This window comes from Vibrio sp. YT-18 (assembly GCF_033337345.1).
Classification (GTDB): domain Bacteria; phylum Pseudomonadota; class Gammaproteobacteria; order Enterobacterales; family Vibrionaceae; genus Vibrio; species Vibrio alginolyticus.
This window is the reverse complement of record NZ_JAWOQO010000015.1, coordinates 54218-66895: the sequence shown is the minus strand read 5'-3', so window position 1 is coordinate 66895 and position 12678 is coordinate 54218. Positions and strand designations below refer to the sequence as shown.

Annotated in this window: 15 protein-coding genes; all 15 read left to right on the top strand. The window is 52.1% G+C overall.

Annotated features, from left to right (window positions below):
- Positions 1-127: 127 nt before the first annotated feature.
- Complete coding sequence (mobH, locus tag R7M72_RS18470) at positions 128-3100, top strand: MobH family relaxase (RefSeq protein ID WP_001326173.1); 2973 nt, start codon at positions 128-130, stop codon at positions 3098-3100.
- Entirely contained in the window at positions 3097-4962 is a 1866-nt protein-coding gene (traD, locus tag R7M72_RS18465) for a conjugative transfer system coupling protein TraD (protein ID WP_000178857.1), read from the top strand. Before mobH ends, traD begins: the two co-directional genes overlap by 4 nt.
- A 49-nt stretch (positions 4963-5011) precedes the next feature.
- The gene (locus tag R7M72_RS18460) at positions 5012-5557 is read left to right on the top strand and encodes a hypothetical protein (RefSeq protein ID WP_000228720.1); all 546 of its coding nucleotides are present in this window, start codon (positions 5012-5014) and stop codon (positions 5555-5557) included.
- Positions 5514-6143: a DUF4400 domain-containing protein gene (locus tag R7M72_RS18455; RefSeq protein WP_000743449.1), complete on the top strand. Its 630-nt coding sequence runs from the start codon at positions 5514-5516 to the stop codon at positions 6141-6143. The genes R7M72_RS18460 and R7M72_RS18455 overlap by 44 nt, the downstream gene beginning before the upstream one ends.
- A gap of 47 nt (positions 6144-6190) precedes the next feature.
- Positions 6191-6367 (top strand): hypothetical protein, encoded by a 177-nt coding sequence (locus tag R7M72_RS18450; protein WP_169342285.1) that lies wholly within the window; start codon positions 6191-6193, stop codon positions 6365-6367.
- A gap of 241 nt (positions 6368-6608) precedes the next feature.
- The gene (locus tag R7M72_RS18445) at positions 6609-6986 is read left to right on the top strand and encodes a hypothetical protein (RefSeq protein WP_000869297.1); all 378 of its coding nucleotides are present in this window, start codon (positions 6609-6611) and stop codon (positions 6984-6986) included.
- A complete protein-coding gene (locus R7M72_RS18440) occupies positions 6986-7648 on the top strand; it encodes a hypothetical protein (protein WP_001231464.1) in 663 nt (220 codons plus the stop codon). The genes R7M72_RS18445 and R7M72_RS18440 overlap by 1 nt, the downstream gene beginning before the upstream one ends.
- Before the next feature lie 180 nt (positions 7649-7828).
- On the top strand, positions 7829-7972 hold the full coding sequence (locus R7M72_RS18435; protein ID WP_001275801.1) for a hypothetical protein: 144 nt from the start codon (positions 7829-7831) through the stop codon (positions 7970-7972).
- An 11-nt stretch (positions 7973-7983) separates the two neighbouring features.
- Positions 7984-8349: a hypothetical protein gene (locus R7M72_RS18430; protein WP_001052530.1), complete on the top strand. Its 366-nt coding sequence runs from the start codon at positions 7984-7986 to the stop codon at positions 8347-8349.
- A gap of 144 nt (positions 8350-8493) precedes the next feature.
- Positions 8494-8775 (top strand): type IV conjugative transfer system protein TraL, encoded by a 282-nt coding sequence (traL, locus tag R7M72_RS18425; protein WP_000805625.1) that lies wholly within the window; start codon positions 8494-8496, stop codon positions 8773-8775.
- Positions 8772-9398 (top strand): TraE/TraK family type IV conjugative transfer system protein, encoded by a 627-nt coding sequence (locus R7M72_RS18420; RefSeq protein WP_001049717.1) that lies wholly within the window; start codon positions 8772-8774, stop codon positions 9396-9398. Before traL ends, R7M72_RS18420 begins: the two co-directional genes overlap by 4 nt.
- Entirely contained in the window at positions 9382-10299 is a 918-nt protein-coding gene (locus tag R7M72_RS18415; RefSeq protein WP_000794249.1) for a type-F conjugative transfer system secretin TraK, read from the top strand. The genes R7M72_RS18420 and R7M72_RS18415 overlap by 17 nt, the downstream gene beginning before the upstream one ends.
- Complete coding sequence (locus R7M72_RS18410) at positions 10299-11612, top strand: TraB/VirB10 family protein (RefSeq protein WP_024131605.1); 1314 nt, start codon at positions 10299-10301, stop codon at positions 11610-11612. Before R7M72_RS18415 ends, R7M72_RS18410 begins: the two co-directional genes overlap by 1 nt.
- Positions 11609-12187, top strand: a complete 579-nt coding sequence (traV, locus tag R7M72_RS18405; RefSeq protein WP_000793435.1) for a type IV conjugative transfer system lipoprotein TraV — start codon at positions 11609-11611, stop codon at positions 12185-12187. The genes R7M72_RS18410 and traV overlap by 4 nt, the downstream gene beginning before the upstream one ends.
- A 78-nt stretch (positions 12188-12265) precedes the next feature.
- Positions 12266-12583, top strand: a complete 318-nt coding sequence (gene traA / locus R7M72_RS18400) for a TraA family conjugative transfer protein (RefSeq protein ID WP_064754699.1) — start codon at positions 12266-12268, stop codon at positions 12581-12583.
- Positions 12584-12678 lie beyond the last annotated feature (95 nt).

Genomic DNA, 12678 nt, shown 5'->3' with positions numbered 1-12678 from the left:
AAAAGGGGGGGGATGGAAAGCTGGTTTCTCAAACTGCCCAAATTGGACAGATAGGCGTGTGTGCGATCTAAAGGTGTTTTGAGAGCATGTAGCGACGAGAAATACGATAGGAATATGGTCAACCTACATGCTGAAAGCCCTTAACAAGTTATTTGGTGGGCGAAGTGGAGTGATCGAGACCGCGCCGAGCGTCAGAGTGTTGCCGCTTAAAGACGTGGAAGATGAAGAAATCCCTCGATACCCACCTTTTGCCAAGGGCCTGCCAGTGGCCCCACTAGACAAGATACTGGCAACCCAAGCTGAACTGATTGAGAAAGTGCGGAACTCTCTCGGTTTCACTGTGGACGACTTCAACCGGCTTGTTTTGCCGGTGATCCAGCGGTATGCCGCGTTTGTTCACCTGTTGCCAGCTTCCGAATCACACCACCACCGTGGCGCTGGTGGTCTGTTCCGACATGGGCTTGAAGTGGCCTTCTGGGCAGCTCAGGCATCTGAGTCAGTTATCTTTTCCATCGAGGGGACGCCTCGTGAACGCCGTGACAATGAGCCGCGTTGGAGACTGGCGAGCTGTTTCTCCGGGCTGCTGCATGATGTGGGTAAACCGCTCTCGGATGTGTCCATTACGGACAAAGACGGGTCAATCACATGGAACCCGTATTCGGAGTCACTTCATGACTGGGCACACCGTCACGAAATCGACCGTTACTTTATCCGGTGGCGCGACAAGCGACACAAAAGACATGAGCAATTCTCGCTGCTGGCGGTGGATCGAATTATTCCGGCTGAGACTCGGGAGTTTCTGTCCAAGTCTGGCCCGTCCATCATGGAAGCGATGCTGGAAGCTATCTCAGGAACCAGCGTCAATCAGCCTGTGACCAAGCTGATGCTTCGCGCTGACCAAGAGAGCGTCTCACGGGACCTTCGCCAGAGTCGTCTCGATGTGGACGAGTTCTCCTATGGTGTGCCTGTCGAGCGGTACGTGTTCGATGCCATCCGCCGCCTGGTTAAAACCGGAAAATGGAAGGTCAATGAGCCAGGCGCGAAAGTCTGGCACCTCAACCAAGGTGTATTCATTGCCTGGAAACAGCTTGGGGACCTTTATGACTTGATCAGCCACGACAAGATCCCCGGTATTCCACGAGACCCTGACACACTGGCCGACATTCTCATCGAACGTGGTTTTGCTGTACCAAACACGGTGCAGGAGAAGGGTGAACGTGCGTACTACCGCTACTGGGAAGTTTTGCCTGAGATGCTCCAGGAGGCGGCGGGATCGGTGAAGATCTTGATGCTCCGACTCGAATCAAACGACCTGGTGTTTACGACTGAGCCTCCTGCGGCTGTTGCTGCGGAAGTTGTTGGTGATGTTGAGGACGCTGAGATTGAGTTCGTTGATCCTGAGGAAGTCGATGACGACCAAGAGGAAGATGTGTCAGCTCTGAACGATGACATGTTGGCCGCAGAGCAGGAAGCAGAGAAAGCTCTAGCTGGTCTTGGCTTTGGTGATGCGATGGAGATGCTGAAAAGCACCTCAGATGCTGTCGAGGAGAAACCAGAGCAAAAAGATGCTGGATCAACGGAATCATCTAAGCCTGACGCTGGCAAGAAGGGTAAGCCGCAGAGCAAACCGGGCAAAGCAAAACCGAAGAGTGATACAGAGAAACAACCCCACAAACCAGAGGCAAAAGAGGATTTGTCCCCTCAGGACATTGCCAAAAACGCACCACCTTTGGCAAACGACAATCCGTTACAAGCACTCAAGGATGTTGGGGGTGGACTGGGGGACATCGACTTTCCGTTTGACGCATTCAGCGCATCGGCAGAGACAGCCAGCACTGACGCAACAAACTCAGAAATCCCAGATGTGGCAATGCCCGGAAAGCAAGAGAAGCAGCCAAAACAGGACTTCGTTCCACAAGAACAAAACTCCCTGCAGGGCGATGACTTTCCAATGTTCGGTAGTTCTGATGAACCGCCATCATGGGCGATTGAGCCGCTCCCTATGCTGACTGACGCACCAGAACAAACAACACCAGCGCCAGCAATGCCACCTACGGACAAACCTAATCTGCATGAGAAAGACGCAAAGACCTTACTCGTTGAGATGTTAGCCGGGTACGGAGAAGCATCGGCGTTGCTTGAACAAGCGATCATGCCTGTTTTGGAAGGTAAAACGACGCTGGGCGAAGTCCTATGCCTGATGAAGGGTCAAGCCGTCATTTTGTACCCGGATGGCGCTCGGTCGCTGGGTGCGCCGTCAGAGGTTCTCTCGAAGCTGTCCCACGCCAACGCGATTGTTCCAGACCCGATTATGCCAGGTCGCAAAGTTCGTGATTTCAGCGGAGTGAAGGCAATTGTACTGGCGGAGCAGCTTTCAGATGCAGTCGTAGCGGCCATTAAGGATGCCGAGGCGTCAATGGGGGGATACCAGGATGCCTTTGAGCTCGTCTCTCCCCCTGGCTTGGATGCAAGCAAGAATAAGTCTGCACCGAAACAACAAAGCCGAAAAAAGGCGCAGCAGCAGAAGCCTGAGGTTAACGCCGGTAAACCCTCGCCTGAACAAAAGGCGAAAGGTAAGGACTCCCAGCCACAGCAGAAGGAGAAGAAGGTCGATGTTACTTCTCCGGTTGAAGAGCCGCAGCGCCAGCCGGTCCAAGAAAAACAGAACGTGGCTCGCCTTCCTAAGCGGGAGGTTCAACCAGTGGCTCCTGAGCCCAAAGTTGAGCGTGAGAAGGAATTGGGACACGTCGAGGTGCGAGAAAGGGAAGAGCCAGAGGTTAGGGAGTTTGAGCCGCCTAAGGCGAAAACAAACCCGAAAGACATCAACGCGGAAGATTTCTTGCCGTCTGGTGTTACGCCTCAGAAAGCACTCCAGATGCTCAAGGACATGATCCAAAAACGCTCGGGCAGATGGCTCGTGACACCTGTCCTGGAAGAGGATGGCTGCTTAGTAACCAGTGACAAAGCCTTCGACATGATTGCCGGTGAAAACATCGGCATCAGCAAACACATCCTCTGCGGGATGCTGAGCCGGGCACAGAGACGGCCTTTGCTCAAGAAACGTCAGGGAAAACTGTATTTAGAGGTAAATGAAACATGACAATGAGTTATGACCCGCTCGCCTACGAGATGCCGTGGCGGCCCAACTATGAAAAAAATGCTGTAGCAGGCTGGCTTGCCGCCTCCGGCGCGGCTTTGGCCGTAGAGCAAGTCAGCACGATGCCTCCGGAGCCCTTCTATTGGATGACGGGGATCTGTGGCGTGATGGCGATGGCTCGTTTGCCAAAGGCTATCAAACTTCACCTGCTCCAAAAGCATTTGAAGGGGCGTGATCTGGAGTTTATTTCTATTGCGGAGCTCCAAAAGTACATCAAGGACACGCCGGACGATATGTGGCTTGGTAGTGGGTTCCTGTGGGAAAACCGCCATGCCCAGCGCGTGTTTGAGATCCTGAAACGCGACTGGACTTCCATCGTAGGGAGAGAGTCCACGGTCAAAAAGGTTGTCCGGAAGATACAGGGTAAGAAAAAGGAGCTGCCAATCGGCCAGCCCTGGATTCACGGGGTAGAACCCAAAGAAGAGAAGCTGATGCAGCCACTCAAGCACACTGAGGGGCATTCGCTGATCGTTGGGACCACCGGCTCGGGCAAGACCCGTATGTTCGACATCCTGATTTCACAGGCCATTCTGCGTGGGGAAGCCGTGATCATCATAGACCCGAAAGGGGATAAGGAGATGCGGGACAATGCACGACGTGCCTGTGAAGCTATGGGGCAGCCGGAAAGATTCGTCTCATTTCATCCAGCATTCCCGGAAGAGTCGGTGCGTATCGACCCTCTGCGTAACTTCACCCGCGTGACTGAAATTGCAAGTCGTTTGGCAGCGTTGATCCCGTCCGAAGCAGGGGCCGACCCGTTCAAATCATTTGGATGGCAGGCACTGAACAACATCGCTCAGGGCTTGGTCATCACTCATGATCGTCCCAACCTGACAAAGCTCCGCCGATTCCTTGAAGGTGGCGCTGCTGGCTTGGTCATCAAGGCCGTTCAGGCTTACTCAGAGCGAGTTATGCCCGACTGGGAGGCAGAAGCAGCGGCTTATTTGGAGAAAGTCAAAAACGGTTCGCGTGAGAAGATCGCTTTCGCGTTGATGAAGTTCTACTACGACATCATCCAACCTGAGCACCCAAACTCTGATCTGGAAGGCTTGCTGTCGATGTTCCAGCACGACCAAACCCACTTCTCCAAGATGGTGGCGAACCTCCTGCCGATCATGAATATGCTGACGTCCGGGGAGCTAGGCCCTCTGCTGTCTCCAGACTCATCTGATCTGAGCGACGAACGCCAGATCACTGATTCCGCAAAAATCATCAACAACGCTCAAGTTGCTTATCTGGGGCTCGACTCCCTGACCGACAACATGGTTGGTAGTGCTATGGGGTCCATCTTCCTGTCAGACCTGACAGCGGTTGCCGGTGACAGATACAACTACGGCGTCAACAACAGACCCGTAAATATCTTTGTTGATGAGGCTGCTGAGGTGATCAACGACCCGTTCATCCAGCTCCTGAACAAAGGTCGCGGTGCGAAACTTCGTCTTTTCGTTGCAACTCAGACTTTTGCTGACTTCGCAGCTCGACTGGGTAGCAAAGACAAAGCGCTCCAAGTGTTGGGGAACATCAACAACACGTTTGCTCTGCGTATCGTCGATGGTGAAACACAGGAGTATATCGCAGATAACTTGCCGAAGACCCGGCTCAAGTACGTCATGCGGACTCAAGGCCAGAACTCGGATGGCAAGGAGCCCATTATGCACGGAGGCAACCAAGGCGAGCGTTTGATGGAGGAGGAAGCTGATCTGTTCCCAGCCCAGTTATTGGGAATGCTTCCGAACCTGGAATACATAGCCAAAATTTCAGGCGGAACAATCGTAAAAGGCCGTCTGCCCATATTGACCCAGTAAGAGCAGAGCTATGTGTGACAAGAAGTATAGAAATTACGAGGTAGCCATCATGGTCGATGTGAACCCTTTCGACAGGGTTATGAATGAATTGAAAAGTCGTGGCCGCAAGAACGCTCACATCCTGAGCATCCTCCAATTCGACTGGCCTGCATCGGAGGCCATCATCGAGAAGCTGAGCTGCTACATCACAGACGGGATTAAGGCTAATCAGGAGCCTGTGATTTACCCGATCATTGAAGAAGCTCTGCATCGCTACAGCCAGCTCGTGTTTCATGAGCAGAGAGAGAAATATGAAGACCCGGCCAGAATTGGGGCATTTCTGGAAACCCTGATCACCGAAACCTGCCGGGCGTTGGAAGTGCAAATTGTCGATAGTGGCGGTGATTCATGGTCTGTCGATTCAGGAGAGTCGTTCTCACTGTGGCTTTCTTCCCATCCAGGAGAACTATCCATTAACCCGCAGCCCCATGAGGATGAGACCTCTTTGCGTGGCTTGCTGTATGAGCTCATCACCTGTGAGAGCGTGAAAACTGTTTTAAGGAGAACCGACTATGAAGAAGCCGTGGTTGCTGGTCGCATGGCTGCTGGTTATTGAGTTGCTGGCAATATTGCTGCTGATCCCTGGCGACTGGACAGACAGAGCCATCAAAAGGGAATCCGAGCTGGTGGAACAGAGTCTTGGTGTCGAAGCAAGAGACTGGATACAGAACAAAGCATCTACCTGGTTCAGGTCGAGCGTTATTGATTCAGGATTCTATGAGGGGATGTACCAAACGCTGATCCCATCAGAAGAGGAGCGCCAGAAGTCCAAGGGGATGCAGGACATGGGCAAGGGCTGGTTTGTGTGGGTCAAAGGCCGCATGGAAGCCTTTGTCAACGTCATTTACCAGTTCTACACAAGGTTGGCACTGTTAGCCGCGTGGGCTCCCTATATGCTGATCCTGTTCGTACCTGCGGTATATGACGGGATGATGACATGGCGAATTAAGCGGACCAACTTCGATTATGCGAGTCCGGTTCTCCATCGTTACAGCGTTCGCGGAACGATGTACCTGATGGCCGGATTGTTCATCGCGTTCTTCATCCCCATAGCGCTCGATCCGGTTGTCATCCCGATGACAATGATGACGTGCTGTGTCCTGGTTGGCCTGACGTTCGGCAACCTCCAGAAACGGGTATAGGGAGGGAGGATGAGCTACTCCGTTATAAATCAAGATGGGGTGCATCTGTGCGACATCCCATTGAACGTCTACCAGGTGATACGTCGCCAATCCTTGTCTGCGTTGTGGCTTTACTGGGCGCAGAGCTTGAATTTGGTGAAGGTGCTCATTGCTTGCGTCGGAAAGATGATCTTTGTGATGCCGGTAATGTGGTTCTGGGTGCTGGTGGTGTGCCGCTTGGTTGAACCAGAACGTATCTCAGACGTGTCAGGACTTATCTCTCCGGACGTGATCGGGTGGGCCGCTGGTGCGGCCATCACCCTCATTATCTTTTCCGTATTTACACGCCCAGCGTTGTACGGATACCACAACTTTTTCAAGCAGCATATTTGCTCAAGAGTAAAGCAAGTAACGCCGGAACTCAGAACAGTCACTGGGCCACTGTTCTTTTACCGAAACGAAATTGGAACGATATAGAGAGGAACCATGAAAGTAACTAATAGACTCCAACTGCTGGCACTGGGGCTGTGTATAGCCGGTACTGCCATCGCGGCTCCTGATGTGCTCAATGACGACGCAAAGCTCAAGAACCTTGAGAAGGTGTGTCCCGACTGTCAGATGGTGGCAAAAGATGTACTCAATCTGCGGGTTGAAAACTGCCAGCTCAAAGACACTTCCAGTGCAATGATGATTGGCACCATGCAAAATGACCCTATGTTTTCGTTTATGCTGGCTGTACACACAGCGGCAGGCTCGGAGGCATACAAAACGGTAGTTGGTGCCGCTGGCAACCATGTTGACTGTGAAAACCCGTTGAACTGGATCAAGCTGACCCAGCAAGCGATTAAAGGTGGCAAAGTCTAATGCGTAAGAGAGATTTCTTTTTTGGAGAGGTGTATGAGGGGAGTGGAGGAGCCACTCTACGACTGAGTGATATGGAACCATTGGCAAGAAAAGTGTCGGCAGAGTTCTTCACTGCACAACTGAACCGTATACTGAAAGAGCATGACGGTCAGTTGACGCTCAGCGATGGAACGTCGTACCCCAGCTTTTGGAGCTTCATCGACAAGGTTGATCCAGAGCAGGTTGGTTTCGTGGAGATCTACGCTCGGCAGGATGTTAACGATAATGTTGAAGCGACACTGGCGTGTGACATCGTTTTGGTAAATGGTGTGATCACCGTTAAACCTCACTGGTGTGCTTACAAAGACATCAGGGCTGACGAAGTGATTTCCACCTTACTGGTGCCTTTGCATTTGAAGGCTCTCCAGGGTAAGGCTTACATTCGCTGGGATGATGGTGAAACCGAACCTCTGTTACAAAACGACGACTATCAGGCTGAACTTGAAAATGTGTTTAGTGTTTCCAAGTACCCATCAGCCATGAGCTGGGGCGATACAGCAGACCAGAAGGTTAAGCAGTACAAGATGGACCTTGAGTGCGCCACAGATGTTGGTCGTCGAGGTGTCTCATCAGAGCAAGCATGGGATGCTTATCGAGAACTCCGTTACAATAGAACAGTGTGAAACAAGCGGCCATCGGCCGCTTTGAACTTTCACATGTGAAAGTTTTTCGCCTCCCGCTCTTATCATCTCCTCGAATAAACCTCCATAAAGTGCCCAAAATGGGCCGTAACAGCACTGTTCCTAGATTGATCAATTAAGAGACGATTACTCCGTGATGACGACAAGTTATTTGGAGGGTCTATGTCCGCACAAGCTCACGTCAGAGAAAGCGAAAGCTCATCTGGTTCATTCATCTCCTGGCAGTTCCTTGTCTGGCAGGTGATGTTCGTTATAGGTGTTGTTGCAGGGATGAACCTGGAACACGCATTCAATTTTCTAGGTTAATGGGAGGAAGTGTGAACCTTAATAAACAATTTTTCTGGTTTTTGATGAACGCGGTGCTGATGTGCATCTTCATCGTTCCAGTGGCCGTCGCGTTTTGGCTGTCTGCTTTTGCGGCAGGTTTTGACTGGAGTCAGTGGGTTAAGTTGGCTGCTGATACGGCCAACAGAGCTGCAAGTGACCCGGCCAAGGCTCTGGGCACGGTTCAGACCTACTGGGGCATTCTCAGCTTCTTCCTGCTGGCGGCGTACAGTCTGATGTTCAAGTTTAAAGCCAATGCTAACAAGGAAGTGAAAACTCTGGAGGTGGCCCGACCAGCCAATGAAGTTAGCGTTGCGGCTTCGGAAAAACATTCGGAAGCGGTTCCTCAAAATCAATAACCGATCCAGTAAACGCAAAAAAGGCGGCTTAGGCCGCCTTTTTTTATTTGTCGCTGGAAGTGCCCGAAAAGGGCGCGAAGCCGTGGCAGAAAATCAGTGACCCTGAATGAGAATACAGGCCACTAGGAAAAGAAGAGGGTTGCTATGAAGCCTGTAAAGATACCGCGCCGGGTCGATGAGCCCCCGCATCTGCTGTTGTGGAGCGCAGATGAGTTGGCCCCGATGCTTTTGGGGCTAACGATAGGGGTCATCATCGGTAAGGCTCTGATCTGCTTTCTGGGGGGGTTACTTGTAACCAACCTTTATCGCCGATTCAGGGATAACCATCCGGATGGATACCTGCTCCACATGATCTACTGGGCCGGGTTCATCATGACCAAGGCCAAATCTCTCAAGAACCCGTTTGTCCGGAGGTATTTGCCTTGAACCTGAAAAAGTATCTCAAGACCTGGGAAGGGACCCAAACAGAAAATAAGTGGGGGCGAATCTTCCAGGGTGGTCTTATTGCTATCGTTTTCCTGCTGGTGGTCCAAGTATTCAGCAAGGAAACCATCGTCACTATCCAGCCTTTCACGCTCACGGAAGAAGCCTGGGTGACGAAAAGTAACGCCTCTCAGTCCTATAAAGAGGCTTGGGGTTTCGCTTTTGCTCAGCTCCTTGGCAATGTGACGCCAGGAACCGTTGACTTTGTGAAAGAACGGATCACCCCGCTTCTCTCCCCGAGCATCTATCAGGACGTGATTGATGCCATCGAAATTCAAGCTCAACAGATCAAGAACGACCGCGTAACCATGCGGTTTGAGCCGCGTTTTGTTGAGTACGAGCCCAAGAGCGACAAGGTGTTTGTCTACGGATATTCCTACGTCAAAGGGGCTTCTTCTAACGAAGAGCGTAGCGAACGCTCCTACGAGTTCGCCATCAAGATTTCAAACTACGCGCCCGTGCTGGACTACATCGACACCTATGTAGGAAAGCCACGCACCAAAACTGTTTTGGAGCAACTCCAGCGCAAAGAAGAAAACCGGAGAAAGCATGAAGAACAACGCTAAACTTTCGCTCCTGGCGCTGTCCTTGGCGCTTGGAACTTCAATGGCCTATGCCTCGGATGACATTCCTGTTGTCCCGGCCAGTGTTATGAAAAAGGATGTTCCTGCCCCTGTGACGTCAGGACAAAGCTCCCATGAGGTTGTGGGCAGCATGAATGAAAACCCCTTACTGACGATGAAGCCGGGGGTTAACCAGATCATCCCGATAGCCGTTGGTCATCCGAACCGAATCGTCACGCCTTTCAGCAATCCTGAGATCGTTTCAACATCTCTGACCGGGGCGACGGATAACGGCCAGTGTGGTGAGGTCTGCATCAAAGAGAATGTGGTCTATGTCGCCACGGATAAGCAGTATCCGGTGACTATGTTCATTACTGAAAAAGGCTCGGAAGCCCAAGCTCTCAGCCTGACGATGGTTCCCCGTCGTATTCCGCCCAGAGAAGTCTTTCTCAAGCTCGATGGTGGTGTAGGTATCACTGGTGCTTTTGCCAATACCAAGGCTGAGACCTGGGAACAGAGCCAGCCTTATGTCGAAACCATCCGGTCGGTATTCCGCAAGATTGCTCTTGGTGAAGTCCCTCAAGGTTACACGTTGAACCGCATCCCTGCTGGTGCTGCGGTGCCGAGCTGCGCTCATCCTGGGGTAAAGGTGGATTTCAGCAAGGGGCAATACATGATGGGCCACCACCTTAACGTGTTCATCGGTGTCGCCCTGAACGTCTCTGATCAGCCTATTGAGTTCAAAGAGGCGTTGTGTGGGAGCTGGGATGTGGCTGCGGTGACTACGTGGCCGCTTAACGTGCTTGAGCCCGGCCAGAAGACGGAGATCTATGTGGCGAAGAAGCAGAAGCGTGGTCTCGCACCAACGTCTAAGCGTCCATCGCTGCTGGGAGGTGCCCAATGATTAAGCGATTTTGGACACAGTTAGACCCCAACAAGAAGCGTTGGGTGTCTATCGCTGGCGGCGTCTTCGTTCTTTTTGCGGTCGTGACAATGTTCTCTGGTGAACCCAAGAAAGAAGAGAAGCGCGGTCGCCAAGAAACCATCAAGCACGTTCTCACAGACAAAAACACCCGTGAGATCGGGATAGATTCGTTGTCTGCCGATGTGAAGATGGTGTCTCGTGAAAACTCCGACCTGAAAAAGGAGCTGGAACGAGTCAAGAAAGAGCTGGAGGAAACCAAAACCACTGCCGGGAAATCCAGTGATGTTGGCCGTGAGATGACCCGCCTTCGTCAAGATTTGGACCGCCTGACCCAGAAGAACATGGAATTGGCTAAGAAAGTCGAAACCGGCGCTGCTGGTGGAAAAACATCCTCTTCATCAGAGGATGCCAGAGCCGATGTTAATGGTGCATCTGGTGGTGATGGTCAGTTCATGGAGAAAAAGCTCGACTACAAAGATCCTGCATCCTTTTTTCGGGACGCACCGCTTCCTGACTCGAAGGGTGGGGCTCCTGCAACTGGCAAGGGAGACGGTCGTGATGCAACTAAACCAGGCATCCAAATAGTGAGCTACTCGCAGAAAGCGCCAGAAGTTGAAGAGAAGGACAACAAGGATGATGAGTCTATCTACCTACCTTCTGGCTCCATCCTGACAGGGGTGCTCATCAACGGTATGGACGCACCAACATCTCAAGGTGCTCGTCGAGATCCGTTCCCTTCGACCCTCAGGATTCAGAAAGAGGCTATTTTGCCTAACCGCTTCCGTGCGGATGTTCGTGAGTGCTTCCTGATTGTTTCAGGCTATGGAGATCTCAGTTCAGAGCGAGCGTACCTGCGTGGCGAGACCTTCTCGTGCGTTCGGGATGATGGGGGTGTCATAGAAGCGAAGCTGGATTCCTATGCAGTGGGTGAAGACGGTAAGGCCGGTGTCCGTGGTCGCGTCGTATCGAAGCAGGGGCAAATCATCGCCAAGAGCTTGATGGCAGGCTTCCTTGGTGGCGTTTCCGAAGCCTTTGACGTCAATCCTGTGCCGGTCGTTAGCACTAACCCTGGCTCAAATACCCAGTACCAGTCTGTGTTCTCCGACCAGATGTTGCAGGGAGCAGCAGTGAAGGGGGCCAGTAAGGCGCTAGATCGCATCGCTCAGTTCTATATCGACATGGCCGAAGGCATCTTCCCTGTTATCGAGGTCGATGCTGGCCGTCAGGTAGACATCATCGTGACCAAAGGAACCAAGCTACAAATTCGTTCCACCGGGGGAACCAAGAAATGAAAAATTTGAACATTTTGACCAGAAAGGGCAGTTCCAGAGGCGAGGCTCAAAAGGAACAGGCAGTAAGATCCGCAAAGATGTTGGGGGTGGGTGCAGCGCTACTTATTTTGTCGGGCTGTTCGACGTTCAACATCGGCAAGGATGAGTATAGCTGTCCGGGAATGCCGAATGGTGTTCAGTGTATGTCAGCGCGAGACGTTTACGCCGCAACCAATGACGGAAATGTCCCGCGTCCAATGAAACCAGAGGAAGTCGAGGCCAAAGCGGAAGCGGATGGCGAAGGTTCCTCAAACGTTTCAGCGAACTCATCTAGCTCCGGAGACCCGGTGATTGACAACTATGTCGCACCGCGTCTTCCGGATCGCCCGATTCCAATTCGTACACCAGCACAGGTTATGCGGATTTGGGTAGCTCCCTGGGAGGACACCAATGGTGATCTCATCGTGACAGGGTATGTCTATACCGAAATCGAACCGCGCAGGTGGGTGATTGGGGATGGCACACCGCAAAGTGAGCCAGTTTTGAGACCGCTGCAAACGGTACAACACGAACCGAAGTCTGAAACAACCAAATAGGAGATGTTCTTGATGAACGCAAATCAGTTGGCGAATGCCTCAAGTAAAAACAACGCACTCTTCCTCTTCCTGGGGTTGATGGTGGTAGCCTTCCTGCTCGTGCCGGATCAGGCCCACGCTGGTACTGGTGGTACAGCGTTTGACGACGTATGGGTAACTCTCAAGGATTGGACCCAAGGTACTTTGGGTCGAATCGTTGCGGGTGCGATGATCCTGGTCGGTGTTGTTGGTGGTATCGCTCGCCAGAGCCTCATGGCTTTCGCTATGGGTATCGGTGGCGGTATGGGCCTGTACAACTCCCCGACCGTAGTGGAATCCATCATGTCTGCTACTCTGGAACATGCAGAGAAGGTCATCCCGGCTGTTGTGCAACTCAGCAATGGCCTGGGGGTGTAAAAGACACCTTGCCGTTAATCAACGGGTGATAGGGGCAGCCTAAAAGCTGCCCTTATTTTTTGGCAAAAAGTCCAGTCATAACAAATTCCAACTAT

Excerpts from the sequence above, each read along its gene's own strand:
- R7M72_RS18455 (WP_000743449.1), top strand. The coding sequence starts at position 5,514 with ATGAAGAAGCCGTGGTTGCTGGTCGCATGGCTGCTGGTTATTGAGTTG.
- traD (WP_000178857.1), top strand. The coding sequence starts at position 3,097 with ATGACAATGAGTTATGACCCGCTCGCCTACGAGATGCCGTGGCGGCCC.
- R7M72_RS18445 (WP_000869297.1), top strand. The coding sequence starts at position 6,609 with ATGAAAGTAACTAATAGACTCCAACTGCTGGCACTGGGGCTGTGTATA.
- R7M72_RS18435 (WP_001275801.1), top strand. The coding sequence starts at position 7,829 with ATGTCCGCACAAGCTCACGTCAGAGAAAGCGAAAGCTCATCTGGTTCA.
- traV (WP_000793435.1), top strand. The coding sequence starts at position 11,609 with ATGAAAAATTTGAACATTTTGACCAGAAAGGGCAGTTCCAGAGGCGAG.
- R7M72_RS18460 (WP_000228720.1), top strand. The coding sequence starts at position 5,012 with ATGGTCGATGTGAACCCTTTCGACAGGGTTATGAATGAATTGAAAAGT.
- traL (WP_000805625.1), top strand. The coding sequence starts at position 8,494 with ATGAAGCCTGTAAAGATACCGCGCCGGGTCGATGAGCCCCCGCATCTG.
- R7M72_RS18415 (WP_000794249.1), top strand. The coding sequence starts at position 9,382 with ATGAAGAACAACGCTAAACTTTCGCTCCTGGCGCTGTCCTTGGCGCTT.
- traA (WP_064754699.1), top strand. The coding sequence starts at position 12,266 with ATGGTGGTAGCCTTCCTGCTCGTGCCGGATCAGGCCCACGCTGGTACT.
- R7M72_RS18440 (WP_001231464.1), top strand. The coding sequence starts at position 6,986 with ATGCGTAAGAGAGATTTCTTTTTTGGAGAGGTGTATGAGGGGAGTGGA.
- mobH (WP_001326173.1), top strand. The coding sequence starts at position 128 with ATGCTGAAAGCCCTTAACAAGTTATTTGGTGGGCGAAGTGGAGTGATC.